Genomic DNA, 24,351 nt, shown 5'->3' with positions numbered 1-24,351 from the left:
GCGCGTACACCTCGCTTATCTTTTCCGACCGCCTGCCGATACAGCGTTCGGTGGTTCGCCTCGTGCCATCTTTCCATTTCTTCCAGGGCAGGTCGTGTTGATGCTGCAGTTCGGGCAAAAGAGTTTTCTGATCGTTGACGACTTCACCGACTTTCGCACGTCGACCCGCTCCATGCTGCGCGAGCTGGGCGTTCGCGACGTGGACACCGCCGACAGTGGCGAGCAGGCGCTGCGCATGTGCGCCCAGAAGCGTTATGACTGCATCCTGCAAGATTTTCACTTGGGCGATGGCAAGAAAAACGGCCAGCAGGTGCTCGAAGACCTGATCATCGACAAGCACATCAGCCACGAATGCGTGTTCATCATGGTCACCGCCGAAAGCAGCCAGGCCATTGTGCTCAGCGCCATCGAGCACGAGCCCGACGCCTACCTGACCAAGCCCTTCAACCGGGTAGGCCTTGCCCAGCGGGTGGAAAAACTCTACCAACGCAAGGCACTGCTAAAGCCGATCCTCCAGGCGCTGGACCGCAATCGCCCTGGTGAAGTGCTGGCAGCCTGCGCCGAGCTGTGCAAGCGCGACCCGCGCCTGGCGCCGCTGTGCCTGCGCTACCGGGCCGATGCGCTGCGCAACCTCAACCGCTTCGAAGAACTCGAGAAGTTTCTCAAGGCCATTCTCGCCAGCCGCCCGCAGCCCTGGGTGTACGCGGCATTGGGCAGCTTGATGCACAAGCGCGGGCAGCTTGCCCAGGCCCAGGCCGTCTACGAGCAGGCGCTCAAGGCCTTCCCGATCATGCCCAGTCTCTACGATGGCATGGCCGATGTGCTGGAGGCGCAAGGCGAAACCAAGCGCGCCCAAGGGCTGTTGGAGGAGGCCGTGCGCCTCTCGCCGTTATCGGTTCGGCGCCAATCGAAGCTGGGCAAGCTGGCGTTGGCCAACGAAGACTTCGACAGCGCGTCCAAGGCGTTCCGGCATGCCGTGAATCAAGGGCAGAGCTCACGCTACAAGGATGCCGAGAATAACCTGGGCCTGGTGCAGGCGTTGATGAGCCGCAATGCAGGCTTTGGCCTGGACGCGCGCACCCGGGTCGAGATCAACACCACGCTCAGCGAGGTGGCCAAGGAAAACCCGGAAGACCAGGGCCTTCAGGTGCGTGCCCGCATGATGAAAGCTGCCAGCCTGCAGCAGGCCGGTGACCCGGAGACCGCTGCCAAGCTGACGGACCAGGCCGTCCAGCGCCTGGAAAAGATGAACCAGTTCTTCTCGGTCGATGCGGCCCTGACCGTTGCTCGGCAATTACAGGCATCGGGGCAGGATGCCGCGGCCATCGGCGTGCTCAGAAGCTGTGTGGAGAGTTATGGCGACGACCCCAAGGTCATGGAACGAGTAGGCCAGCTGACGGATGACCCCAGCGTGCTGAACGCCATTACCGAAGCCGTCACGCTCAATCGTCAGGGCGTGCGCAGTTACCAGGGAGGTCAGCTCGGCGAGGCGTTGCAGCTGTTCCGTAAAGCGTTGGGCCTGCAGCCCAGGAACATCAGTATCGCCCTCAATACCGCCCAGGCGCTGCTGCGCATTGGCGGAGAGAATCCTCAGCCTGCGATCATGCAGGAGTGCCGCGACGCCTTGACGAGCGTGGCCGGTATCCCCGCCAGCGATAATCGCTATGACCGCTACCGCAAACTGCATACCCGGGTGTTCGGCGCATGAATCTTGATAATCAGGGGCTGGATTTTTCCACGGTGATCGCCTCCACCGTGCACGACCTGAAGAATTCGCTCTCGGCACTGATCCAGTCCCACAGCCAGTGGGTCCAGCGCTTGCCTGAAGAGCTGCGCGGTGGCGCGGAACAGGGGGTGATGGAACATGAATTCCGGCACCTCAATGGCATGCTGGTGCAGTTGCTGGGCTTGTACAAGCTCGGCGTTAATCAACTGCCGGTGTGCCCGGACTACCACGAACTCGACGACTTCATCGAAGCGCAGTTGGCGGCCCATGAAGAAGTGCTGCAACACAATGCCATCGAGGCGAACTGGCGCATCGATACCGATAATCCCCTGGGCTTCTTCGACCGCGAACTGGTGGCCTCGGTGGTGACCAACGTCATCACCAATGCCACGCGGTTCGCCGAAAAGGCCCTGCTGATTACCATCGAAGAGGCAGACAACCAACTGGTCATCTGCATCAACGATGACGGGCCCGGCTACCCGGCGCGCATGATCGAACGGCAACAGGAATACATCCAGGGCATCGACTCCACCAGTGGTAGCACGGGCCTTGGCTTGTATTTCGCTGCGCGTATTGCGGCCTTGCATGAAAGCGGCGGCGTGCAGGGTCGCATCGACATCTCCAACGGGGGTGCGCTTGGAGGCGGCCTATTCCGGTTGTACTTGCCCTGAGGAGTGAGCAGGGCGGTGCAGAAATGCGCAGGCGGGTGCGGAATTTTCACCCGGCAAGACACTCCAAGCCTGACATAGAGCCGTTCCAGACCTACGGCCTACATGATCAATACGAGGAGCTTGCCCATGTTCACCATGCGTCGCCTGATTATCGTCGCAACCACTGCTGCCCTGATGACCGGCTGTGCGGGGCAGAACCCCTATGAGAACCAGGGGCAAGATGGCGGCGGCATGAGCAAGACCGCCAAGTACGGTGGCCTGGGTGCCCTGGCCGGTGCCGTGGCCGGCGCCGCGATCGATCACAACCACCGTGGCAAGGGCGCACTGATCGGTGCTGCGGCCATTGGCGCCGCGGCGGCCGGCTACGGCTACTACGCCGACAAGCAGGAAGCCGAACTGCGCGCGAAAATGGCCAACACCGGTGTCGAGGTTCAGCGCCAGGGCGATCAGATCAAACTGATCATGCCCGGCAACATCACCTTCGCCACTGACTCGGCCAACATCTCGCCAAGTTTCTACGCGCCGTTGAACAACCTGGCCGGCTCGTTCAAGCAGTTCAACCAGAACAACATCGAAGTGGTGGGCTTCACCGACAGCACCGGTAGCCGCCAGCACAACATGGACCTGTCCCAGCGCCGTGCCCAGGCAGTCAGCAGCTACCTGACCTCCCAGGGTGTGGACGCCTCGCGGGTCACCGTGCGTGGCATGGGCCCGGATCAACCCATCGCCAGCAACGCCGATGCCAATGGCCGCGCGCAGAACCGCCGCGTGGAAGTGAACCTCAAGCCTATCCCTGGCCAGCAATACGACCAGCAGCAAGGCCAGGTTCAGCAGTATCCCTGACCGAGTTGGGGGGGGCGCTTGATGGCCCCCCGCATTCAGCGCACTTCGCTCGCCTGGATGGCGGTCAGGGCAATGGTGTGCACGATGTCATCGACCTGTGCCCCGCGCGGTAGATCGTTCACTGGCTTGCGCAGCCCCTGCAGCATGGGCCCCAGGCTCACGCCGTCGGTGCTGCGCTGCACCGCCTTGTGCGTGGTATTGCCGGTGTTCAGGTCCGGAAACACGAACACCGTGCCGCGGCCGGCCACCTGACTGCCCGGCGCCAGGTCGCGTGCAACGGCAGGGTTCACGGCCGCATCGTATTGCAACGGCCCGTCGATCATCAGTTGCTCGCCGCCATCCCTGGCCATGCGTGTGGCCTCGCGCACCTTCTCCACTTCCTCGTCGCTTGCCGAATCGCTCGAATAGCTGATCATCGCTACCCGTGGCGTGATACCGAAGGTGAGCGCCGATGCAGCGCTCTGGCGCGCGATCTCGGCGAGTTCGGCGGCATTGGGGTGGGGGTTCATCACGCAGTCGCCGTAGACCAGCACTTGGTCCGGGAACAACATGAAGAAGACCGAAGAGACCAGGCTGGCGCCCGGTGCGGTCTTGATCAACTGCAATGCAGGGCGGATGGTGTTGGCCGTCGAGTGCACCAGGCCCGAGACCAGGCCATCGACTTCATCCAGGGCTAGCATCATGGTGCCGATGACCACCGGGTCTTCGAGCTGTTGCTCGGCCATCGGTGCGTTGAGGTTCTTGCTTTTGCGCAGCGCCACCATGGGCTCGACATAGCGCTGGCGGATCAGGTCCGGGTCCAAAACTTCCAACCCTTCGGGCAGGGTGATGCCCTGTGCGCGGGCCACGGCATCGACCGCTTCAGGCTTGGCGAGCAGCACGCAGCGGGCAATGCCGCGAGCCTGGCAGATGGCCGCTGCCTGCACCAGCAGCGGCTCGGCACCTTCGGGCAGGACGATACGTTTGTTGGCCTGCTGCGCGCGCTGGATCAGTTGATAGCGGAACACGGCTGGCGACAGACGCATCTCGCGCGGCGCGCCGCAGCGCTGGCTCAACCAGGCGCCGTCGAGGTGGCTGGCCACGAAGTCGGTGATGAACTCGGCACGCTCGCGGTCATCGACCGGGATTTCCCGGTTCAGGGCATTGAGCTGGTTTGCGGTGTCGTAGGACCCTGTGCTGACCGACAGGATCGGCAACCCGGCCTGCAGCGCTCCGCGGCACAGCCCCAGGATACGCGCATCGGGCTTGCTGTCGCTGGTCAGCAGCAGGCCTGCCAACGGCACGCCGTTGATGGCTGCCAGGCTCACGGCAAGGATGATGTCGTCGCGATCGCCGGGCGTCACCACCAAGGTCCCGGATGTCAGCAGCGGTACGGTGTTGGCCACCGTGCGGGCGCAGATGATGATCTTGGTCATGCGCCGCTGTTCGTAGTCACCGGCATTGAGGACCTGGGCCCCGAGCAGCTCTGCCACATCGCGCGTGCGCGGGGCGTTGAGCTCTGGTTGATAGGGAATGCAGCCGATCAAGCGGAAGTCATCGCCGCGCAGCAGCGGCGAGTGCTCACGCAGGCGCGTCGAGAATTGCTCCATGCTCTGGTCGGTGCGCACCTTGTTCAGAATCACGCCCAGCACCTTGGGGTCGCGCGGACCTCCGAACAGCTGGGCCTGTAGCTCGACCCTGCCGGACAGTTCACTGAGCACTTCCTGTTCGGCGGCAGATACCAGGATCACTTCGGCATCCAAGCTCTTGGCAAGGTGCAGGTTTACGCGTGCTGCGTAGCTGGCGTGACGGGTAGGGACCATGCCCTCGACCACGACCACGTCGTTGCCCACACACGCCTGCTGGTACAAGCGAACGATCGACTCGAGCAGTTCGTCCAGCTGGCCATCGCCCAGCATCCGTTCGACCTGGGCAAGGCTCAACGGCGTCGGCGGCATGATGCCATGGGTACGTGCGATCAGCTCGGTGGAGCGCTCCGGGCCGGTGTCGCCTGGGTGGGGCTGGGCAACAGGCTTGAAGAAGCCCACTTTCAGGCCGGCGCGCTCCAGCGTGCGCACAAGGCCCAGGCTGATGGACGTAAGGCCGACGCCAAAGTCGGTTGGTGCGATGAAAAAAGTCTGCATGCGTGCTTCTCGAAATAAGCGGTGCAAGGGATCAGCGATCAAGGGTAGCGCTATCGGGACCCTGTGCGCACCAACCGCACGGGAACGCCTGGCCGATGCGCTGCGCACGCTGTTCGGGGTCGAGCACCCAAGGGCGCAGTTGCCAGGGCGGCACGTGGCGCAGGTGCTGGGTGTGGCCACAGCTCAACTGGACGAACCAGTGGCCTTCGGCATCCTGGGAAAAACCGATGATCCGACTGATGGACATGGGCGGATCCAGGCGAGGTTCGCAATCGGGCGATGGCTTGGTTACACTTGTGCGTTCTACATTCTTTTGCAAAAGGTCTTGCCCCATGCTGATCGCCGCCAACAAGGCTGTCTCCATCGACTATACCCTGACTAACGACGCCGGGGAGACCATCGACAGCTCCGCCGGTGGCGCGCCGCTGGTTTACCTGCAAGGTGCCGGCAACATCATCCCAGGCCTGGAAAAGGCCCTGGAAGGCAAGCAGGCCGGCGACGAGCTGACCGTTTCCATCGAGCCTGAAGACGCCTACGGCGAATACCTGGCCGAGCTGGTCAGCACCCTGAACCGCAGCCTGTTCGAAGGCGTCGACGAGCTGGAAGTGGGCATGCAGTTCCACGCATCGGCCCCCGATGGCCAGATGCAGATCGTGACCATCCGTGACGTGGACGGCGACGACGTGACCGTCGATGGCAACCACCCACTGGCCGGCCAGCGCCTGAACTTCCAGGTCAAGGTCGTTAACGTGCGTGACGCCAGCGAAGAAGAAATTGCTCACCGTCACATCCACGGTGAAGGTGGCCATCACCACTGATCTTTCTGCGCTAAGCTCAGAAAGTCGCCAGGCGTTCGGGCAAGCCGCCCTGCCTTCCCAAGGAAGGCGACGGCTTGAACGAACGCCTTTTTAGTGGGCGCAATTTGCCCAGGTGCCGTCGGCGACCTGAAAAGGGGATTACAGCATGAGTGCATTTCACGACCTGAAGTTGAACGCGCTTGACGGTGGCGATCTGTCCTTGAAACCGTACAAGGGGCAGGTAGTGCTGGTGGTCAACGTGGCCTCCAAGTGCGGCCTGACACCTCAGTACGCGGCGCTTGAGCAGCTCTACCAGACGTACAAGGACAAAGGTTTCACGGTCCTTGGCCTGCCCTGCAATCAGTTCGCAGGGCAGGAGCCGGGCAGCGAAGCGCAGATCCAGGCGTTCTGCCGCGGGAACTATGGCGTGAGCTTTCCGCTGAGCGCCAAGCTCGATGTGAATGGGCCCCAGCGTCACTCGATGTATCGCCTTCTGGCGGGCGAGGGCGCGGAGTTTCCGGGGGACATCACCTGGAATTTCGAGAAATTCCTGGTGGGCAAGGACGGGCGGGTATTGGCGCGCTTCTCTCCACGCACGGCGCCGGATGATCCTGCGGTGGTCCAGGCCATCGAGAAGGCCCTTGGCTAATCACGCACCGGGTGCTCGCCTTGGCCGCGGCGTTGGCTTCACAGCGGCGGCAGTGGCTGCATCGAGGGAGCTTGGCGCCCATGAGTGCTCAGTGAGGCGCTGAGCAGGTGCGCTTCGAACTGATCGACGATTTTCGACCACCCCTGATGGCTGGCATGCTGCCGCGCGTTGAGCCTCACCCGCCGCAGGGTCTCGCTGTCTTGCAGCAGCCAGCAAGCGGCATCGATGAATGCTGCCGCGTCGCCTGGCATGGCCAGCGCACCATTGTGGCCATGGCCGATGTGCTGCGCGGCCGTTGCCTGGTCATAAGCGACCACCGCCAACCCTGACGCCATGGCTTCGAGCACCACATTGCCAAACGTCTCGGTCAGGCTCGGAAATAGAAACAGGTCACTGCTGGCATAGTGCTCGGCCAGTTGTTCGCCTCGCTGGACCCCGCATAAGACAGCCTCGGGGACCTGCTGCAGCAGCTTCCCCCGCAGTGGCCCGTCCCCCACCAGGATCAGGCGTAATCTTCGCTGTGGCAGAGCCCGCTGCAGAGCTTCGAAACAGCTTTGCAAAAGCCCCAGGTTTTTCTCCGGTGCCAACCGTCCCACATGCAGGACGGCGATATCATCGTGGCTCAGCCCCCAGCGTTCGCGCAGCGCCTGGCTGCGACGAGCCGGGTTGAACAGCTCCGCATCTACGCCGCGCTCCATGTGCACCAGCCGCTCGAAGCCGCGGCGCTCGAGCCAACGCTGTTGGTTCAAGCTGGGCACGAGGGTCAAGACGGCCCGGTGATGAAACCAGCGCAGGTAAAGGCTTAGCAGGCGTGCTACCACGCCCATGCCGTATTGCCCTGAAGGGTGCGCAACGTGGGTATGCAATCCGCTGACAACGGCGATCCCTAACCGCCGAGCGGTGCGCAATGCGCTCAGCCCCACGGGGCCTTCAGTGGCGATGTAGATGACATCAGGCCGTTGCCGGCGCCAGTGCCTTGTTAGCGTATGCAGGGAGACCCCGCCGCGTTGCAACCCCGGGTAGCCGGGCAGTGGCCAGTCGCGCCACAGTCTCACGCCAGGGTTGTGGCTCGAAGCCTGCTCCCCTGGCTGGCGGGGGCGGACGACGCTGACCTGATGGCCACGCAGGCGCAGCCCTTCGCTCAGGTTCAAAAGAATGCAGGCCACGCCGTTGATGTGCGGGGCGAAGGTGTCGCTGACCAGGCAGATGTGCAGAGCAGGTGTGTTCATGAACTGACTATCCACTTGCTGCATTGCCGGGGTATGACGGCGAGGTGACGCCTGCATGATACATGGCTCACGACGGCCGATGACGCGCACGAATATTCATCGCGGCTGCACTCAAGAGGCGCAGTTCCCCGCCGATGCAGTTGCATTCGCCCCCACGCTCCAGGAGAGCGGTGATGTTCAACAACAAGCTCAAGCAAGAAATCCGGCAGTTGCGTGAAGAACTGATGATCATCGACCAGATCAAGAGCAGCCTTGACAGCGAAATGCTGGTGCTGCAACTCGATCCGGCCGGTCGGATCGAACTGGTCAATGGCAATTTCGAAACCGAGATGCTGTATAGGGCCGACCAATTGCTTGGGCGCAACATCGAAGACATCGTGCCTGCCCACGTCAAGTCGCTGGATTTTCACCAGCGCATGAAAAATGCCATCAGCCGGGGCGAGCATTTCAATGGCGCGTTTCGCCTGCTGCGCGGGAACGGCCAGGAAGCCTGGCTGCGTACGATCCTGCAACCTGTGAAGGGTAGCGACGGGCGCATCAAGTATTTCACCCTGCATTCGAGCGACCTGACCCGCACCATCGTCACCTCCCGCGAGCACGAGAGCCTGATCAAGGCGTTGATGCGCTCGACGGCGGTCATCGAGTTCGACCTCGATGGCATGATCCTGACCGCCAACGAACGCTTCCTGTCGGCAGTGGGGTACCGGCTGGATCAAATCCGTGGCAAGCACCACCGTATGTTCTGCGAACCTGCCGAGGTCAATGCACCGGGCTACCAGGCATTCTGGGACAAGCTTCGTCGCGGTGAATACATTGCCGAGCGCTTTCGGCGGATCGATGCTCACGGCCGGGTAATCTGGCTGGAAGCGTCCTACAACCCGATCTTCAACGCCCACGATGAGCTCTACAAAGTGGTCAAGTTCGCCACGGTCATCACCGAACAGGTGAACCAGGAGCAAGCAGTGGCCCAGGCGGCGGACGTTGCCTACAACACCTCGCGGGAAACGGACACCAGCGCCCGCCGGGCCACCGAGGTGGTCGGGCAGAGCGTCAGCGTCATGCGCGGGCTGGAAGCCTCGATGCTTCAGGCTGCCGACGGCATCCAGGCGCTGGACACCCAGTCGCGGGTCATTGGTTCGATCATCAAGACCATCAGCGATATCGCCGGGCAGACCAACCTGCTGGCGCTCAACGCCGCCATCGAAGCCGCCCGCGCTGGCGAGCAGGGGCGGGGCTTTGCGGTGGTGGCCGATGAGGTGCGTCAACTGGCCTCGCGCACCAGTACGGCTACCGAGGAAATAGCCCGTGTGGTGCAGCAAAACGAGCAGTTGGCCCAGGCTGCGGTGTCGATCATCGACACCAGCAAGCGTCAGGCCGAAGAAGGCCGCGCGCTGGCGGACCAGACCGGAAGCGTGATCGAGGAAATCCAGGAAGGGGCCAGGCGGGTGGTGGATGTGGTGGGGCAGTTCTCCAGCCGCCTGGGGCAGTGATGCTGGGCAGTTTTGCAGGCCAGTGGTGACCCTGAACCAAGCGACACGCAGCCGTCTGCTTGGAGACGTACAAGGTTAGCCGCTGCCTGAAAGGCACGCGGCCGGTTTACGCGCTCACCGCCAGCCCATCGCCCACGCCTGGGCGTCGCGCAGCACCCGCCAATCCAGCCACTCGCTGCGCCCACTGTGCACCGCCTGCAGTTCCACGCGCAGCAGCACGCCCGCTTCGTCATGCTCCAGGTCGGTGACCAGGAAGTGCTTTTCACGGTTTACCGGCTGCGTTGCGGTCCATTTCGACAGCTTTAGTTTGGCGGGGCTGAAGCGGTTCATGGTCTGCTCCTGTAGATGGGGTAGGGTTACGCCTGGGGCAGGCTCAGGCTCGATGCGTAGGTGTGTTCACGACCCGCGCATTGCCGTTCTCGCGCACCCAGAACAACGTCGCCCCCGCCACCGCCGCCGGCATCATCACCACATTCACCCCCGGGATCAGCAACGCCAGGTAGGTCACCCCGCCAAAGCCCAGGGACTGCCAGCGCTTCTCCCGCAGCCAGGCGAGCATGTCTTGCCAGCTCATCTTGTTGTTGTCGGCCGGGTAGTCGATGTACTGGATGGCCATCATCCATACGCCGAAAATCAGCCAAAGCGGCGCGGCGACCACGTTGACCACCGGGATCAACGACAGGATGAACAAGGCCGTGGCGCGTGGCAGGAAGTAGCCGAGCTTGCGCATTTCGCGGCCCAGTGTGCGGGGGATCATCGCCAGCAGCTCTGCCCAGCTGAAGGCCGGGAAATGATCGTCGCCGCGCACCACCACTTCCACCTTTTCAGCCAAGAAGCCATTGAACGGCGCCGCGATGATGTTGGCCACCAGGGTGAAGGTGAAGAACACCATCAACACCAGCAGCACCACGAACAAGGGCCAGAGGATGTAGGTCAGGAAGCTCAGCCAGCTTGGCAGCGTGGGCACCAGCGCGTCCAGCCACTGGCTGAACTGGTGGCCGGCAAAATAGATGAGACCACCGAACAGCAGCAGGTTGATGGTCAGCGGCAGCAGCACGAACAAGCGCAGGCCAGGGCTCAGGATCAGCTTCAGGCCTTCGCGCAGGTACTGCGGCCCGGAAAGAACGGGGGCTTGCATGTATCACTCCGCAGAAAAGGTAGTCGGCAGACATTACCGAGTTTCGGGGTGATGCGGAAGCTGCGCCATCTGGGTGAAACCGGCGGTAACAAAAGCCAAGGTTCGACCCTGCCAACGCAAAGACGCGCATAGACGATGGCTATGAGGTGGATTGTCTAAGGATATTTCCTTACTCTTTGCCACCTCGCTACAGTGCGCTCATATTTCAGCGTCACAGGCCTGCCCGTGGTGCAGGCCCTACTTCATTTGCACAGCTGGCCCTTACAGCCCGCTCGACAGGAGTTCGACATGTCCGAAGCACGTCATTCGCGCGTCATCATTCTGGGCTCCGGCCCTGCCGGTTACAGCGCAGCGGTCTACGCGGCCCGTGCCAACCTCAAGCCGCTGCTGATCACTGGCATGCAGGCCGGTGGCCAGTTGACCACCACCACCGAAGTCGACAACTGGCCGGGCGACCCGCACGGCCTGACCGGCCCTGCACTGATGCAACGCATGCAGGAACACGCCGAGCGTTTCGAAACTGAAATCGTCTTCGACCACATCAACGCCGTAGACCTGGCCAACAAGCCGTTCACGTTGACCGGCGACAGCGGCACCTACACCTGCGACGCCCTGATCGTGGCCACTGGCGCCAGCGCTCGTTACCTGGGCCTGCCGTCGGAAGAAGCGTTCATGGGCAAGGGTGTATCGGCCTGCGCCACCTGCGATGGCTTCTTCTACCGCAACAAGCCGGTCGCGGTGGTTGGCGGCGGCAACACGGCCGTTGAAGAGGCGCTGTACCTGGCCAACATCGCCAGCAAGGTAACCCTGGTGCACCGCCGCGATACCTTCCGCGCCGAGAAGATCCTGATCGACAAGCTGCATGCCCGCGTTGCCGAAGGCAAGATCGAGCTCAAGCTGAACGCTACCCTGGATGAAGTCCTGGGCGACAACATGGGTGTGACCGGCGCGCGCTTGAAGAACAACGATGGCAGCAGCGACGAGATCAAGGTAGACGGCGTGTTCATCGCCATCGGCCACACCCCGAATACCTCGCTGTTCGAAGGCCAGCTGACCCTCAAGGACGGCTACCTGGTGGTCAGCGGCGGCCGTGAAGGCAACGCCACTGCCACCAACGTCGCGGGCGTATTCGCCGCAGGTGACGTGGCCGACCATGTGTACCGTCAGGCCATCACCTCGGCCGGTGCGGGCTGCATGGCTGCGCTGGACGTCGAGCGCTACCTGGACGGCCTGGCCAACGCCTCGTTCTGATCCTTCGATCGGGGCCGCCTGGCGGCCCCGTGTTACAAGCTAAGGCGCATCGACAGGTCGACCGCTCGCACATCCTTGGTCATCGAACCTATCGAGATGTAATCCACACCGGTTTCGGCAATGGCCCGCAGGGTCGTTTCGCTGACGCCGCCGCTGGCCTCCAGCTTCGCCTTGCCGGCTGTGATGCCGACGGCTTGCTTCATCTCATCGAGCGTCAGCTCATCGAGCATGATGATGTCGGCGCCAGCGCTCAGCGCCTGATGCAATTCCTCCAGGCTTTCCACCTCGATTTCCACCGGCTTGCCGGGGGCGATGCGGTGGGCGGCGTGTACCGCTTCAGCGACGCCACCACAGGCTGCAATATGGTTTTCCTTGATCAGGAAAGCGTCATACAGGCCTATGCGGTGGTTGTAGCAGCCGCCACAGGTCACTGCGTATTTTTGCGCCAGGCGCAAGCCAGGCAAAGTCTTGCGGGTGTCCAGCAACCGTACCTGCGTGCCTTCGACCAGATCCGCCAATGTGCGCGCACGCGTGGCAACCCCGGACAGCATCTGCAGGAAATTGAGCGCACTGCGCTCGCCGCTGAGCAGCGCCCGCGCCGGGCCTTCCAGATGAAACAGCGGCTGGTTGGGCTGGGCGCGATCGCCGTCGACCACCTGCCAGTGCACGGCTACGCGTGGGTCGAGTTGACGAAACACCGCATCGACCCAAGCCGTACCGGCTACCACACACCCTTCGCGAGTAATGATCGTTGCCTTGGCCAGCCGCTCGGCCGGGATGAGCTGGGCGGTGATGTCGCCGCTACCGATGTCCTCCAGCAACGCGCGGCGCACGTTGGCTTCGATTTCGGCGGTGAGGTCGGCAAGGCGTAGGTTAGGCATGGTTGGCTCCACAAGCGAGATGCCCGCGATTATAGGGCAGGGCGCAGGTGTGTACAGCCGGTGGTCGGTTGCCATGACGCAGCGGGTTGAGCAACCACTGCCTATTCAGGGTCAAGACTTACCAAGGGAAACGTATCTGGCAGTAAAAGGAATTATTCCCGATAATGCTGTCTGATATTTGGCGTCATGCTATTGGCGAAATCGGCCGTGTCTGGGCCCGACACCCTGCAAGGAGTACAGGATGCACAAAGAGGGCAAGGTAGTGCCCTTGGCGGCGGCTGAACATGGACGGCGCACGCCCCCTTCGAGTCTGCCCATTGCGCTGCTGCAGGTGCGCGATCAGGCCGCCTTGCAGCTGCGTCAGGGTTTGCAGGCGCTGTTCGACAATGCCGACGATACGCTGTTCGAAATGGCGGACAAGGCCGCTGACCGGTTCGCTCAGCACCTGTATTTCGAAGCCATGCGCGACTTGCGGCTCAAACGCAAGAGCATCGAGCGGCTGTTTCTCGATACCGTCCATGAAGCCTTCGCGCGCTTGGTCGAGCCTGAGCCTGAACGTGCCCCGGCAACCATCGTTCACGCCTTGTCTTCTACCCCCGGTCAGTCCGAGCGCGCAGCAGCGGTGGAAGCGATGGTTGCCAGAGTGAAGGCCCGTGATGGCGTCGCCTTGCAGCAACTGGGCCTGCGCTTGCAGACGCTGCTCGAACGTCATGTGCCTGAGCAGTGCAACCCCCTGAACCCTATTGCCCTGTGCCGCTGCTTTCTCGAAGCCGGGCAAAGCCTGGGTGTAGGACCGCGCGTAAAGCTGGTGCTGCTCAAGCTGTTCGAACGGTACGTGCTGTGCGACGCGCAAGTCATCTATGGCGAAGCCAACAGGGTACTGATTGCGGCAGGTGTGCTGGGGCAGCTGCCACCGACGCCTTGCCGACGAGCTGGAGACAGTTGCTTGCTGGCGGAGCCGGACGAGCGTTCCTATCATGAGCCTGAAGCGGCCGACGATACCGCAGGCGAGGCCTTGTTCGCCTCCCTGCAGCCGCTTCTGCGATCGACACGTGGGGTGTTGGCGCCTCGCCTGGGTGCACCGGCCGGCGCCCAGCAGGTCAGCAGGGCCGATCTGCTGCGGTTGCTTTCACACCTGCAGCACTATGTGCCGGAGCCCGGCGCGGCTGATGACTTCGTCCTTGGCCAGCAACTGGAGCAGTTGCTGCTGACCATCAGCGTGCGTAGCGGTACCCGCCGCTTCATTGGCGGTGACGACGAAGACATGATCAACCTGATCGAGCAGGTGTTCAGGTTCATTGCAAGTGATGACAATCTGCCCATTTGCCTGCGAGCAGTGCTGGCGCGCCTGCAGATCCCGCTGCTCAAGGTGGCGCTGCTGGACAGGGGGCTGCTCAGCCGCGCCAGCCATCCCGCCCGACGGCTGCTCAACGAATTGGCGGCGGCGGGGCTCGGCTGCGACCCGGGCGAGCAAGGGCAGGGTGATGCCTTGCAACTGCGCGCAGAACATGTGGTTCAGCGCTTGCTCATCGATTTTGCCGAAGACTCGCGTCTGTTCGGTGAGCTGCTCGAGGACTTTCTCGGGCAGACCCAGCATGAACGGCGGCGTACCGAGCTGTTCGAGCAGCGCACTCGGGACGCCGAAGAAGGGCGGGCCAATGCCTCGCTCGCCAGGCGACAGGTGCAACAGGTGCTCAGCCAGCGTCTGCGCGGACGTGTGTGGCCGCAGGCAGTGGTACAGATGCTGAGCAACAACTGGAGCCAGGTCATGATGCTGGCCTGGCTCAGGCACGGAGAAACCTCTCTGGGCTGGCGCAATGCTCTGCAGACCCTCGATACGTTGCTGGCCAGTGTGATGCCATCGCTTGCGCCGCAGGTCCTGATGCATCAGGTACCGCCGTTGCTCAAGTCACTGCGCGATGGGCTGGCCAGTGTTGGCACCGATTCGCTGGTGACCCGTGAATTTTTCCGCAAACTCCAACAACTGCACCTACGTGCTTATGCAGGTGACGCCGAGATAGACGAGGACGACATCCTGGTTACCCAGGACATCCTGGTGACGTTGGCCGAAGAGGCAGACGGGCCTGGGCTGCAACCGGCCGGTGAGCAGGGCAAGGTCTCGCAGAAGGTGCAACGCTTGCGCATGGGCACCTGGATTGAAGTGTCCGATGACTGTGGCATCCAGCGCTGCAAGTTAGTGGCTCGCCTGGACAGCTGCGACAAGCTCGTCTTTGCCAATCGCAGCGGCATGAAAGTGCGGGAGTGGAGTGGCGCCGGCCTTGACCAGGCCCTGGAAGCCGGCACTGTCCGCGTACTGGATGACGGCCCTTTATTCGAGCGCGCCCTGGAAGCGGTCATAGAGACTTTACGCAGGAGCGGGCAGGCCGCCTTGTGACGATTACCGTGTCAACGACAGCGGCGGCAGGGCATACTGACGCTCTGTGCAGCACTTTTCAGGACAGGCCCCATGCAATTGGACCGTGCCACTGGCTGGTTCCACGGAGACGGAATCACCCACTGCCCCTCACCGAATTTCAATGTTCGCCCGCAAGGTGAGCACATTTCTCTGCTGGTGCTTCACAACATCAGCTTGCCGCCGGCCAACTTCGGCGGCGGTTACGTCCAGGCGTTCTTCCAGAACCGACTCGATCCGAACGCTCACCCCTATTTCGCCACCATCGAGCACCTGAAGGTATCTGCGCACCTGTTCATCGAGCGTGGAGGCGCGGTGACCCAGTTCGTCTCGTTGCACGACCGCGCCTGGCATGCGGGCGTCTCCTGTTTCGACGGCCGTGAGGGATGCAACGACTTCTCGATCGGCATCGAGCTCGAGGGCACTGACCACATACCCTATACCGAGGCGCAGTACCTGACCCTCGACCGCTTGACGCGTCACATCCGTAAGGCCTGGCCGGCCATTACCCCCGAGCGTATTCAAGGGCACAGCGACATCGCCCCCCAGCGCAAGACCGACCCCGGCCCTGCCTTCGACTGGGAGCGGTACCGCCAGGCGTTACAGCGCAATGAGGGCTGAAGTATGAGTTTTCTGGTATTGATCCTGGTGCTGTGGTTCGAGAAGTTTTCGGGCTTGCGCCATCTGGTCCAGCGTGACGGTTTCTTCCTTGGCGAACTGGCGCGCCTTGAGCGCAGAGGTGGGCTGCCTGCAGGGTGGGTGCTGGCCGCTGTGGTGCTGGCGCCGGTGGTGGTGCTGTCACTGCTGTTGCATGTGCTTGAGCCCGTTGCCTACGGCCTGCTGGCCTTGCCAGTGCATCTTCTGGTGCTGGTCTATAGCCTGGGGCGTGGCGATGCCAAGGCTTCCCTCGGGCCTTTGCGTGACGCCTGGCACAGGGGCGATGAACAGGCCGCGCTGCACGTGGCCGCACGTGACCTGGGGGTCGTGGCCGATGGGCCCCGCAGCCTGCGCGAACGCCTGCAAAGCAGGCTGCTGTGGGAGGCCTATCAGGGCTTTTTCGCCGTCATCTTTTGGTACTTCCTGCTGGGCCCGGCCGTCGCGCTAGCTTACCGCCTTCTGGCGTTGTGCCAAGCGCACAGTCAGCGACCCGCACTCCAGCAACGTGCCGAGCAGCTTCGCCATCTCATGGACTGGGTGCCGGTCAGGGTGGTGGCATTGAGCTTTGCTTTGGTCGGCAACTTCGTCGCCGTTGCCCGCGAAATGTTGCACGAACTGTTGAACTGGCATATCAGCGCCGCGCACCTGGTGGCCCGCATCGGGCGCATTGCAGATGACGGCAGTCATGCCGGCACTGCCGGCGACAATGAAGGTGGGGCGCGGCGCCTGGACAGCCTGTGGGACCTGGTGCTGCGTTGTGGTGTGCTGTGGTATGCCGCTTTCGCGTTGTGGACCGTGTTGGCCTGACCACGTAGGCCGGGCCTGTGCGAGTCAGCCCAGGGCTTGCCAACCAAACAGCTCGCAGGCGTTGCGCGTGCTCGCTTCGGCCAATTGCTCGACGGGCACGCCCATCGACTCGGCCAGCGAGTGTGCGATGTCTGGCAGGTGCTCGGGACTGTTGCGCACCCCAGGATGCATGACCGGCGCCATGTCCGGTGCGTCGGTCTCCAGCACCACGCTGTCGAGCGGTAAGCGGGCAACCGTACGGCGCAGCCGCACGGCCTGGGGCCAGGTCGCCGCGCCGCCCAGCCCAAGCCGAAAGCCTAGCTTGATGTACTCACGTGCCTCTTCGTAACTGCCGGCGAACGCATGGATGATACCCGCCCGCATCGGCCTGTAGCGCTTGAGGGCGGCAATCACCTGGGCGTGGCTGCGGCGTACGTGCAGCAGGGCCGGTAACTGGAAATCGCACGCCATTTGCAACTGTGCCTCGAACAACCGTTGCTGACGGACCTTGTCCAGTTCAGGCAGGTAGTAATCCAGTCCGAACTCGCCCACCGCACACAGACGGCCGTCGCCACGCAAGCGCTCCAACCAGGCACGCAACTGCTCGATGTGGCTGGGTTGATGCTCTTCAAGATAGACCGGGTGCAGGCCAAGCGCCGCCGCCAGGCGCGAGTCGCTGCAGGCCAGGTCCCATACCCGCTGAAAGTTGGCCTGATGAACCCCCAGCACCACCATTCGCTCGACGCCTCGCGCGCTTGCGCGGGCCATCAGGCTCGGGCGGTCGGCGTCGAAGTCAGGGAAGTCCAGGTGCGTGTGGGTGTCGATCAGGCGCAGGTTCATGGCGCGTCGATTCGTTGCTTGAAGGTACGCGCTACCGCATGCACGCCGGGTTCATAGCGTTTGTCTTCGATTGCGGCAAGTGCCAGCTCCAGTGCCTTGGCGGCCATGTCACCATGACGCTGGGCCATGGCATTGACCGGCAGCGGCAAGAAATCGAGCAGTTGGTTGTCGCCGAAAGTGCCCAGCTGCAACCGGCGCGATTCGATGGGCTGGGCGTGCAGCGCGTCGAACACCCCCTGCAGGAGCACGTACGAGGTGGTGATCAAGGCATCGGGCAGGTGGCCCAGCTCATCGATCAATTGCTGCATGAGCCGCTGCCCGCACTCTCGGCTGAACGCTTCGCCCTGGTAGCGGCGCACCTCACCGGCAAAGCCCTGCAGCGCATCGTCGAAACCACCGGCGCGGGCCTGGCTGACCGACAGTTCAGGGCGTGCGCCGATCAAGGCGATGCTGCTTGGCGCGGTGCTCAACAGGCTGGCCGCCAGACGACGACTGGCATCATGGTCATCGCTGATCACCGAGCAAAAATACCGGGGGTCCAGGCCGCGGTCGATGGCGATGACCGGCAGGCCCTTGTCTTGCAGTTCGCGGTAGCTCTGGTCTTGCGGCGGTAGGCAGCTGGCGACGAACAAGGCATCGCAGCGGCGTGCCCGGAACAGCTGCTGCAACTGGCGTTCGCTGTCGGGCTGGTCGTCACTGCTGGCGATCAGCAACTGATAGCCCCGGGCCCGGGCGCCTTGCTCAAGGCGCTTGGCAATACGCGCATAGCTGGGGTTCTCAAGGTCCGGGAGAATGAAGCCGAGCGTACGGGTGTGCCGGCTGCGCAAACCAGCGGCCTGGGGGTTGGGCGTGAAGCCATGGGCCTGCACCACCGCCTGCACGCGCTCCACGGTGCTGTTGCTGATGCGTTGCTGTTCGGCCTTGCCATTGATGACGTAACTGGCGGTGGTGACGGACACACCGGCCAGACGGGCGATATCGCTGAGTTTCACCGAGTTTTCCTTGTTATGACCAAAGCTGGCTGTGGGCGATGACCAGGCAGTTTGACCCTGATACCCCAGCGAGCGCAGGCGACCATTGTCGCAATTGTCCGACAGGATGGGGCTTTTTCATCGGCAGATTATCGAGTAACGTGGCCGCCTGGTCAGATTAAACGTTTCAGCCTCCTGATTTTCTGCATCTGCTGCCCACTGTGCAAGGCGGTTGAACTGGCCATTTCCGTGAATTTCACAACAATACTCCAGTACCCATCCGGGAACTGCAAAGGGAGAAGGTCATGCTCGAGCTCGCCAAGGAGCAGATAGCCATGGGCCAGACGGCCCCCGACAAGGCGCACGCATTGCGCCTGCTGGCGGATCGCCTGGTCGCCGACGGACTGGTCGCCGAGGGCTACCTGCAAGGGTTGCAGGACCGCGAGGCGCAAGGTTCCACGTTTCTTGGCCAGGGCATCGCCATCCCTCACGGTACGCCGCAGACCCGCGACCTGGTGCACACCACAGGCGTGCGTCTGTTGCAGTTCCCCGAGGGTGTGGACTGGGGCGATGGGCAGATTGTGTACTTGGCCATTGGTATCGCTGCGCGCTCTGACGAGCACTTGCGCCTGCTGCAATTACTGACCCGCGCCCTGGGCGAAACCGATCTGGCCGAGGCCCTGCGCCGTGCGGGCTCGGCCGAGGCCTTGCTCAAACTGCTGCAGGGTGCACCGCAGGAGTTGGCGCTCGATGCGCAGTTGGTCGCCTTGAACCTTCCAGCCGAAGATTTCGATGAGCTGGCCTGGCGCGGTGCGCGCTTGTTGCAGCGCGCCAACTGCGTGGACAGCGGCTTTGCTGCCGTACTGCAACAGGCAGAGCCGCTGCCGCTGGGAGAGGGTTTGTGGTGGCTGCACAGCGAACGTCAGGTTCGCCAGCCAGGGCTGGCCTTCGTCACCCCGGCACAACCTGTGCGCTACCGCGATCAACCCCTGACGGGTCTGTTCTGCCTGGCCAGCCTGGGGGCTGCCCACCAGGCCTTGCTCGAACGGTTGTGCGAAGTGTTGATCGAAGGCCGTGGGCAGATGCTTTACCAGGCCACCAGCAGCCGCGCCGTGCTCGAAGTGCTCGGCGGCGAGGCGCCTGCCGACTGGCCGAGCGCGCGCATCCTGCTGGCCAACGCCCACGGCCTGCATGCTCGCCCAGCCAAGGTGCTGGCGCAGCTGGCCAAACGTTTCGAGGGCGACATTCGCGTCCGCGTGGTCGACAGCGGTCAGCCTGGCGTGTCGGTGAAAAGCCTGAGCAAGCTGTTGAGCCTTGGCGCGCGCCGCGGCCAGGAACTGGAGCTGGTGGCCGAGCCTGCTATCGCCGCCGATGCCCTGCCTGCGTTGCTGGCAGCCATCGAGCAGGGTTTGGGTGAGGAGGTGGAAGCGCTGCCGCTTGTTGCAGAGGCCCCTGCGCAGCCAGCAGTCGAAACGGCGAAGGCGCCGGCGGCCGGCAGCCGCGTGCAGGGTGTGGGGGCTGCCCCAGGTATCGCATGCGGCCCTGCCCACGTCGTGACCGAACGCACGTTCGACTACCCGCTGCGCGGCGAGTCGTACGATCAGGAACGACACAAACTGACCCAGGCCGTGGCTACCGTCAGTGCCGACCTTCAGGTGCTGGTGCAGCGCAGCGACGCGGCCATCGGCGAGATTTTCGTCACCCATCAGGAAATGCTGGCCGACCCGGCCCTGACCGACGACGTCGAGCAGCGCCTGGCCCAAGGGGAAAGTGCCGCCGCCGCGTGGATGGCGGTGATCGAATCAGCGGCCAGCCAGCAAGAAGCGCTGCACGACGCGTTGCTGGCCGAACGGGCCGCTGACCTGCGCGATGTGGGTCGCCGCGTATTGGCCCAGCTGTGCGGCGTCCAGACGCAGAGCGAGCCTGACCAACCTTACGTGCTGGTGATGAGCGAGGTTGGACCCTCCGATGTCGCCAGGCTCGACCCGGCGCGGGTTGCCGGTATTGTTACAGCCCAGGGTGGCGCCACCGCGCACAGCGCCATCGTCGCCCGGGCGCTGGGTATTCCTGCCGTAGTCGGAGCAGGCCCCGGCGTGCTGCTGCTCGAGAATGGCACACCGCTGCTGCTCGACGGCCAACGCGGTGTGGTCAACGTCGCGCCGCCAGCCGAAGAGCTGCAGCGTGCCCTGGCCGAGCGTGACGTGCGCGAGCAGCGTCTGCAAGCCGCCTGGGCCAACCGTTTCGACCCGGCAGTGACCCGTGATGGCCATGCCATTGAGGTCTTCGCCAACATCGGTGAAAGCAGCGGTATCGACAAGGTGGTGGAGCAGGGGGCCGAAGGCGTCGGCCTGTTGCGCACCGAACTGATTTTCATGGCCCACTCTCAGGCGCCGGATGTGGCCACCCAAGAAGCCGAGTACCGCCGCGTGCTCGATGGCCTGGACGGGCGCCCGCTGGTGGTGCGAACCCTGGACGTAGGCGGCGACAAACCGCTGCCGTACTGGCCGATCGCCGCAGAAGAGAACCCGTTCCTCGGCGTGCGCGGCGTGCGTCTGACCCTGCAGCGCCCGCAGGTGATGGAAGACCAACTGCGGGCCCTGCTGCGCGCCGCCGATCAACGCCCTTTGCGCATCATGTTCCCCATGGTCGGGCAGATGCACGAGTGGCGCGAGGCCCGTGCGATGGTCGAGCGCCTGCGCACGGAAATACCCGTGGCAGACCTGCAGGTGGGCATCATGGTCGAGGTGCCTTCGGCAGCCCTGCTGGCGCCGCAACTGGCGCGCGAGGTGGACTTCTTCAGCATCGGCACCAATGACCTGACCCAATACACCCTGGCCATCGACCGTGGCCACCCCAGCCTGTCTGCCCAGGCCGATGGGCTGCACCCTTCGGTCCTCAGCCTGATCGACATGACGGTGCGCGCCGCCCACGCCCATGGCAAGTGGGTGGGAGTGTGCGGCGAACTGGCGGCTGACCCGCAGGCCGTCGCGGTGCTGCTGGGGCTTGAAGTGGACGAGCTGAGCGTGGCATCGCGCAGCGTTGCCGAAGTCAAGGCCCTGGTGCGCCAGGCCGATTCCCGTACAGCCCGCGCCTTGGCGCGTGAGGCCTTGCAACAAGACAGCGCCGCCGCGGTTCGCGCGCTGGTGGAGCGTTATTGAATGGCCAAGATCCTGACCCTGACCCTTAACCCCGCCGTGGACATCACCATCGGGCTCGACAGCCTGCGCCCTGGTCACGTCAACCGCAGCCAGGCCCAGCACAGTCACGCGGCTGGCAAGGGCCTGAACGTCGCCCAGGTGCTGGCCGACCTGGGCCATAGCGTGACCGTCAGTGGCTTTCTCGGGCAGGACAACCTGCCGGCGTTCGAAGCGCTGATCGACTGGCGCGGCTTTTGCGATTGCTTCGTGCGCGTGCCTGGGGAAACCCGCAGCAACCTCAAGCTGGTCGAGGCCGATGGCCGCGTCACCGACATCAACGGTTTGGGCCCGGAAGTGGACGCGGCCGCTTGCGATGCCTTGCTGCGCCTGTTGCGCCAGCACGCGCCGGGGCACGATGCCGTGGTCGTTGCTGGCAGCCTGCCACGCGGGATCAGCCCTCAATGGTTTGGTGACTTGCTCGATGAACTCAAGGCGATGGGTTTGAAAGTGGCGCTCGACACCAGCGGCCAGGCGCTGCGCGTCGGTCTGCAAAGCCTGCCCTGGCTGGTCAAGCCCAATACCGAAGAATTGGGCGAAGCCCTGGGCACGCCCGTGGACGATGTCGGCCAACAGCGACTGGCTGCCCGCCAGCTACTGGACGAGGGCGTCGAGCATGTGGTGGTGTCGGCCGGCGAGCACGGGGTGCGCTGGTTCGCCCGGAACTTCACCCTGGTGGCGGTACCGCCCAAGGTGAACGTGGCCAGCACGGTCGGTGCCGGGGACTCTCTCGTGGCCGGCATGGTCCACGGGCTGTTGCAGGGTGAGGCCGCGTCGCGCACCTTGGCCCGCGCCACCGCCATCGCCGCACAGGCCGTCACCCAGGTGGGTTTCGGCATCAATGACCATGACCAGTTGGCCCGCCTGCAAGCCGCCGTGAGCCTGACAGAACAACAAGAGGGTTGCCAATGAACATTGTCATTCTCACCGCCTGCCCCAATGGCCAGGTATCGAGCCTACTCAGCGCTCGCCTGCTGGCGGCTGCGGCCCAGCGCCGTGGCTGGACCACCCAGGTCGAGGTGCAGGATGCCGAGCATCCCGAACGACAGCTCGACGCAGCACAGATCGCTGCCGCCGACTGGGTGCTGGTGGTCAGCACCGGCCCGGTGGACCTGAGCCGTTTTGTCGGCAAGCGTGTGTACCAGAGCACGCCGTCCCAGGCATTGGCTGACCGCGAAGGCTTTCTCGACGAAGCAGCCGCCAATGCGCAGCCGCTGACGGCCGTAGCACCGGATGTCGCTACCCGCGATGAAGTGCGCATCGTTGCAGTCACTGCGTGCCCGACTGGCGTCGCCCACACCTTCATGGCGGCCGAAGCCCTGCAACAGGCCGCGCAGCAGATGGGCTACCAGCTCACCGTTGAAACCCAAGGCTCGGTCGGGGCACGCAACCCGCTTTCGGCCGAAGCCATCGCAGCGGCCGACGTGGTGCTGCTGGCCGCTGACATCGAGGTGCCCGCCGCGCGCTTTGCGGGCAAGCGCATCTACCGCTGCGGTACTGGCATTGCGCTCAAGCAGGCCCGCGCCACCCTGGACAAGGCGCTGGCCGAAGCCAAGGTGGAGGAGGGTGGGGCTGCTTCGGCCAGCGCCGCCGCCAGCAAGGGCGAAAAGACCGGCGTCTACAAGCACCTGCTGACCGGTGTCTCGTTCATGCTGCCCATGGTCGTGGCCGGGGGCCTGCTGATCGCCTTGTCGTTCGTGTTCGGCATCGAAGCTTACAAGGAAGCGGGGACGCTACCGGCTGCGCTGATGCAGATCGGCGGCGAAGCGGCGTTCAAACTGATGGTGCCACTGCTGGCAGGCTATATCGCCTGGTCCATCGCTGATCGGCCAGGGTTGGCCCCAGGCATGATCGGCGGTCTGCTGGCCAGCACCCTGGGCGCCGGCTTCATTGGCGGCATCGTGGCAGGCTTTCTGGCCGGCTACAGCGCCAAGGCCATTGCCCGCTGGGCGAAGCTGCCCACCAGCCTGGAGGCGCTCAAACCGATCCTGATCATTCCTTTGCTGGCGAGCCTGTTCACCGGGCTGGTGATGATCTACGTGGTGGGGCAGCCCGTGGCGGCCATGCTTGAAGGCCTTACGCGGTTTCTCGACAGCATGGGCACTACCAACGCGATCCTGCTGGGGCTGCTGCTCGGTGGCATGATGTGCATCGACCTCGGCGGGCCGATCAACAAGGCCGCCTATGCGTTCTCGGTAGGGTTGCTGGCCTCTTCGAGCTATGCCCCGATGGCGGCCACCATGGCCGCTGGCATGGTGCCGCCGATCGGCCTGGGCCTTGCCACGTTCCTGGCCAGGCGCAAATTCGCCCAGAGCGAGCGGGAGGCAGGCAAGGCAGCGTTGGCGCTGGGGCTGTGCTTCATTTCCGAAGGGGCCATTCCATTCGCCGCCAAGGACCCGCTTCGAGTGATCCCGGCGAGCCTGGCAGGGGGCGCGCTGACCGGAGCGTTGTCCATGTACTTTGGTTGCAAGCTCATGGCGCCACACGGTGGCCTGTTCGTTCTGCTGATCCCGAACGCCATCAACCATGCCGCGTTGTACCTGTTGGCGATTGTCGCAGGCAGCTTGCTGACGGCGGTGGTGTATGCGCTGATCAAGAAGAATGAAAACGTCGAGTTGATGGTGGCGCCGGCCAAGGGGTAGGGTTGCTCAGCGGCAAGCCTTCTCGGCTACGGATGCCGTTCATCGGGCTT

The 24,351-nt window shown here is 63.7% G+C and carries 21 protein-coding genes and 1 pseudogene; 14 read left to right on the top strand and 8 right to left on the bottom strand.

What is annotated here, in order from left to right:
* Nucleotides 1–100 precede the first annotated feature (100 nt).
* The 3 genes from B2Y33_RS20310 to B2Y33_RS20300 all read left to right on the top strand — a co-directional run bounded on the left by B2Y33_RS20310 (nucleotide 101) and on the right by B2Y33_RS20300 (nucleotide 3,240).
* On the top strand, nucleotides 101–1,708 hold the full coding sequence (locus tag B2Y33_RS20310) for a tetratricopeptide repeat-containing response regulator (RefSeq protein ID WP_027916598.1): 1,608 nt from the start codon (nucleotides 101–103) through the stop codon (nucleotides 1,706–1,708).
* The gene (locus B2Y33_RS20305; RefSeq protein ID WP_027916597.1) at nucleotides 1,705–2,397 is read left to right on the top strand and encodes a sensor histidine kinase; all 693 of its coding nucleotides are present in this window, start codon (nucleotides 1,705–1,707) and stop codon (nucleotides 2,395–2,397) included. Before B2Y33_RS20310 ends, B2Y33_RS20305 begins: the two co-directional genes overlap by 4 nt.
* A gap of 126 nt (nucleotides 2,398–2,523) precedes the next feature.
* Entirely contained in the window at nucleotides 2,524–3,240 is a 717-nt protein-coding gene (locus tag B2Y33_RS20300; RefSeq protein WP_028688113.1) for an OmpA family protein, read from the top strand.
* 35 nt (nucleotides 3,241–3,275) lie between these two features.
* On the opposite strand, the gene pta is transcribed toward B2Y33_RS20300, so the two are convergent.
* Both pta and B2Y33_RS20290 read right to left on the bottom strand, forming a co-directional pair.
* The gene (gene pta / locus B2Y33_RS20295) at nucleotides 3,276–5,363 is read right to left on the bottom strand and encodes a phosphate acetyltransferase (protein WP_206405986.1); all 2,088 of its coding nucleotides are present in this window, start codon (nucleotides 5,361–5,363) and stop codon (nucleotides 3,276–3,278) included.
* Nucleotides 5,364–5,394: 31 nt separating this feature from the next.
* The gene (locus B2Y33_RS20290) at nucleotides 5,395–5,697 is read right to left on the bottom strand and encodes a DUF3565 domain-containing protein (RefSeq protein WP_027916594.1); all 303 of its coding nucleotides are present in this window, start codon (nucleotides 5,695–5,697) and stop codon (nucleotides 5,395–5,397) included.
* Between B2Y33_RS20290 and B2Y33_RS20285 the strand changes: the two genes are divergently transcribed.
* Entirely contained in the window at nucleotides 5,696–6,181 is a 486-nt protein-coding gene (locus B2Y33_RS20285; RefSeq protein ID WP_027916593.1) for an FKBP-type peptidyl-prolyl cis-trans isomerase, read from the top strand. The genes B2Y33_RS20290 and B2Y33_RS20285 overlap by 2 nt on opposite strands.
* A 145-nt stretch (nucleotides 6,182–6,326) precedes the next feature.
* Nucleotides 6,327–6,809: a glutathione peroxidase gene (locus tag B2Y33_RS20280; RefSeq protein WP_206405987.1), complete on the top strand. Its 483-nt coding sequence runs from the start codon at nucleotides 6,327–6,329 to the stop codon at nucleotides 6,807–6,809.
* 38 nt (nucleotides 6,810–6,847) lie between these two features.
* Here the strand turns inward: B2Y33_RS20280 and B2Y33_RS20275 are convergent, their stop codons facing one another.
* Nucleotides 6,848–8,038: a glycosyltransferase family 4 protein gene (locus B2Y33_RS20275; RefSeq protein WP_206405988.1), complete on the bottom strand. Its 1,191-nt coding sequence runs from the start codon at nucleotides 8,036–8,038 to the stop codon at nucleotides 6,848–6,850.
* Between the two features lie 134 nt (nucleotides 8,039–8,172).
* Between B2Y33_RS20275 and B2Y33_RS23315 the strand changes: the two are divergent.
* Nucleotides 8,173–8,988 (top strand): annotated as a pseudogene (locus B2Y33_RS23315) (PAS domain-containing protein); the annotation flags it as partial.
* Entirely contained in the window at nucleotides 8,983–9,528 is a 546-nt protein-coding gene (locus B2Y33_RS23310) for a methyl-accepting chemotaxis protein (protein ID WP_371259688.1), read from the top strand. The pseudogene B2Y33_RS23315 and the gene B2Y33_RS23310, both read left to right, overlap by 6 nt.
* Before the next feature lie 114 nt (nucleotides 9,529–9,642).
* On the opposite strand, the gene B2Y33_RS20265 is transcribed toward B2Y33_RS23310, so the two are convergent.
* Together B2Y33_RS20265 and cysZ are read right to left on the bottom strand one after the other, a co-directional pair.
* Nucleotides 9,643–9,858: a TIGR02450 family Trp-rich protein gene (locus B2Y33_RS20265; protein WP_206405990.1), complete on the bottom strand. Its 216-nt coding sequence runs from the start codon at nucleotides 9,856–9,858 to the stop codon at nucleotides 9,643–9,645.
* A gap of 43 nt (nucleotides 9,859–9,901) precedes the next feature.
* Nucleotides 9,902–10,666 carry a sulfate transporter CysZ gene (gene cysZ, locus B2Y33_RS20260; protein ID WP_027916589.1) on the bottom strand — a complete coding sequence of 255 codons (765 nt, stop codon included), beginning with the start codon at nucleotides 10,664–10,666 and terminating at the stop codon, nucleotides 9,902–9,904.
* A gap of 288 nt (nucleotides 10,667–10,954) precedes the next feature.
* Here cysZ and trxB point away from each other — a divergent pair, with 288 nt between their 5' ends.
* The gene (gene trxB, locus B2Y33_RS20255) at nucleotides 10,955–11,917 is read left to right on the top strand and encodes a thioredoxin-disulfide reductase (protein WP_027916588.1); all 963 of its coding nucleotides are present in this window, start codon (nucleotides 10,955–10,957) and stop codon (nucleotides 11,915–11,917) included.
* A gap of 32 nt (nucleotides 11,918–11,949) precedes the next feature.
* On the opposite strand, the gene nadC is transcribed toward trxB, so the two are convergent.
* On the bottom strand, nucleotides 11,950–12,798 hold the full coding sequence (gene nadC / locus B2Y33_RS20250; protein WP_028688118.1) for a carboxylating nicotinate-nucleotide diphosphorylase: 849 nt from the start codon (nucleotides 12,796–12,798) through the stop codon (nucleotides 11,950–11,952).
* Nucleotides 12,799–13,039: 241 nt separating this feature from the next.
* On the opposite strand from nadC, the gene B2Y33_RS20245 reads away from it, so the two are divergent.
* From B2Y33_RS20245 to ampE, 3 genes are all read left to right on the top strand, one after another.
* Complete coding sequence (locus tag B2Y33_RS20245; protein ID WP_206405991.1) at nucleotides 13,040–15,193, top strand: DUF1631 domain-containing protein; 2,154 nt, start codon at nucleotides 13,040–13,042, stop codon at nucleotides 15,191–15,193.
* A 72-nt stretch (nucleotides 15,194–15,265) separates the two neighbouring features.
* Nucleotides 15,266–15,832 (top strand): 1,6-anhydro-N-acetylmuramyl-L-alanine amidase AmpD, encoded by a 567-nt coding sequence (gene ampD, locus B2Y33_RS20240; protein WP_104926516.1) that lies wholly within the window; start codon nucleotides 15,266–15,268, stop codon nucleotides 15,830–15,832.
* A 3-nt stretch (nucleotides 15,833–15,835) separates the two neighbouring features.
* Nucleotides 15,836–16,675: a regulatory signaling modulator protein AmpE gene (gene ampE / locus B2Y33_RS20235; protein WP_027916584.1), complete on the top strand. Its 840-nt coding sequence runs from the start codon at nucleotides 15,836–15,838 to the stop codon at nucleotides 16,673–16,675.
* A gap of 24 nt (nucleotides 16,676–16,699) precedes the next feature.
* On the opposite strand, the gene B2Y33_RS20230 is transcribed toward ampE, so the two are convergent.
* Together B2Y33_RS20230 and cra are read right to left on the bottom strand one after the other, a co-directional pair.
* The gene (locus tag B2Y33_RS20230) at nucleotides 16,700–17,488 is read right to left on the bottom strand and encodes a TatD family hydrolase (RefSeq protein WP_027916583.1); all 789 of its coding nucleotides are present in this window, start codon (nucleotides 17,486–17,488) and stop codon (nucleotides 16,700–16,702) included.
* A gap of 2 nt (nucleotides 17,489–17,490) precedes the next feature.
* Nucleotides 17,491–18,486, bottom strand: coding sequence for a catabolite repressor/activator (gene cra / locus B2Y33_RS20225; protein ID WP_023534675.1), 996 nt, complete (start codon nucleotides 18,484–18,486; stop codon nucleotides 17,491–17,493).
* Nucleotides 18,487–18,770: 284 nt separating this feature from the next.
* Here cra and ptsP point away from each other — a divergent pair, with 284 nt between their 5' ends.
* The 3 genes from ptsP to B2Y33_RS20210 are packed head-to-tail and all read left to right on the top strand — an operon-like array spanning nucleotide 18,771 to nucleotide 24,301.
* Nucleotides 18,771–21,623 (top strand): phosphoenolpyruvate--protein phosphotransferase, encoded by a 2,853-nt coding sequence (gene ptsP, locus B2Y33_RS20220; RefSeq protein ID WP_110606934.1) that lies wholly within the window; start codon nucleotides 18,771–18,773, stop codon nucleotides 21,621–21,623.
* Nucleotides 21,624–22,571 (top strand): 1-phosphofructokinase, encoded by a 948-nt coding sequence (gene pfkB / locus B2Y33_RS20215; RefSeq protein WP_027916581.1) that lies wholly within the window; start codon nucleotides 21,624–21,626, stop codon nucleotides 22,569–22,571.
* Complete coding sequence (locus tag B2Y33_RS20210) at nucleotides 22,568–24,301, top strand: PTS fructose-like transporter subunit IIB (protein ID WP_028688124.1); 1,734 nt, start codon at nucleotides 22,568–22,570, stop codon at nucleotides 24,299–24,301. The genes pfkB and B2Y33_RS20210 overlap by 4 nt, the downstream gene beginning before the upstream one ends.
* The last annotated feature ends 50 nt before the right edge of the window (nucleotides 24,302–24,351 follow it).

It is taken from the genome of Pseudomonas sp. UBA5666 (assembly GCF_002420785.1).
In the GTDB taxonomy this organism is placed as follows: Bacteria; Pseudomonadota; Gammaproteobacteria; order Pseudomonadales; family Pseudomonadaceae; genus Aquipseudomonas; species Aquipseudomonas fulva.
Note: the sequence above shows the minus strand (reverse complement) of the source record. Positions and strands in the feature narration are given on the sequence as shown.

Bases quoted from the DNA above. Each gene is read 5' to 3' on its own strand.
- B2Y33_RS20280 (WP_206405987.1), top strand. From the start codon at position 6,327: ATGAGTGCATTTCACGACCTGAAGTTGAACGCGCTTGACGGTGGCGAT.
- B2Y33_RS20300 (WP_028688113.1), top strand. From the start codon at position 2,524: ATGTTCACCATGCGTCGCCTGATTATCGTCGCAACCACTGCTGCCCTG.
- nadC (WP_028688118.1), bottom strand. From the start codon at position 12,798: ATGCCTAACCTACGCCTTGCCGACCTCACCGCCGAAATCGAAGCCAAC.
- B2Y33_RS20310 (WP_027916598.1), top strand. From the start codon at position 101: ATGCTGCAGTTCGGGCAAAAGAGTTTTCTGATCGTTGACGACTTCACC.
- pfkB (WP_027916581.1), top strand. From the start codon at position 21,624: ATGGCCAAGATCCTGACCCTGACCCTTAACCCCGCCGTGGACATCACC.
- cysZ (WP_027916589.1), bottom strand. From the start codon at position 10,666: ATGCAAGCCCCCGTTCTTTCCGGGCCGCAGTACCTGCGCGAAGGCCTG.
- B2Y33_RS20265 (WP_206405990.1), bottom strand. From the start codon at position 9,858: ATGAACCGCTTCAGCCCCGCCAAACTAAAGCTGTCGAAATGGACCGCA.
- trxB (WP_027916588.1), top strand. From the start codon at position 10,955: ATGTCCGAAGCACGTCATTCGCGCGTCATCATTCTGGGCTCCGGCCCT.
- ampD (WP_104926516.1), top strand. From the start codon at position 15,266: ATGCAATTGGACCGTGCCACTGGCTGGTTCCACGGAGACGGAATCACC.
- pta (WP_206405986.1), bottom strand. From the start codon at position 5,363: ATGCAGACTTTTTTCATCGCACCAACCGACTTTGGCGTCGGCCTTACG.
- B2Y33_RS20285 (WP_027916593.1), top strand. From the start codon at position 5,696: ATGCTGATCGCCGCCAACAAGGCTGTCTCCATCGACTATACCCTGACT.
- ptsP (WP_110606934.1), top strand. From the start codon at position 18,771: ATGCTCGAGCTCGCCAAGGAGCAGATAGCCATGGGCCAGACGGCCCCC.
- B2Y33_RS20245 (WP_206405991.1), top strand. From the start codon at position 13,040: ATGCACAAAGAGGGCAAGGTAGTGCCCTTGGCGGCGGCTGAACATGGA.
- B2Y33_RS20305 (WP_027916597.1), top strand. From the start codon at position 1,705: ATGAATCTTGATAATCAGGGGCTGGATTTTTCCACGGTGATCGCCTCC.
- B2Y33_RS20210 (WP_028688124.1), top strand. From the start codon at position 22,568: ATGAACATTGTCATTCTCACCGCCTGCCCCAATGGCCAGGTATCGAGC.
- ampE (WP_027916584.1), top strand. From the start codon at position 15,836: ATGAGTTTTCTGGTATTGATCCTGGTGCTGTGGTTCGAGAAGTTTTCG.
- B2Y33_RS20290 (WP_027916594.1), bottom strand. From the start codon at position 5,697: ATGGGGCAAGACCTTTTGCAAAAGAATGTAGAACGCACAAGTGTAACC.
- B2Y33_RS20275 (WP_206405988.1), bottom strand. From the start codon at position 8,038: ATGAACACACCTGCTCTGCACATCTGCCTGGTCAGCGACACCTTCGCC.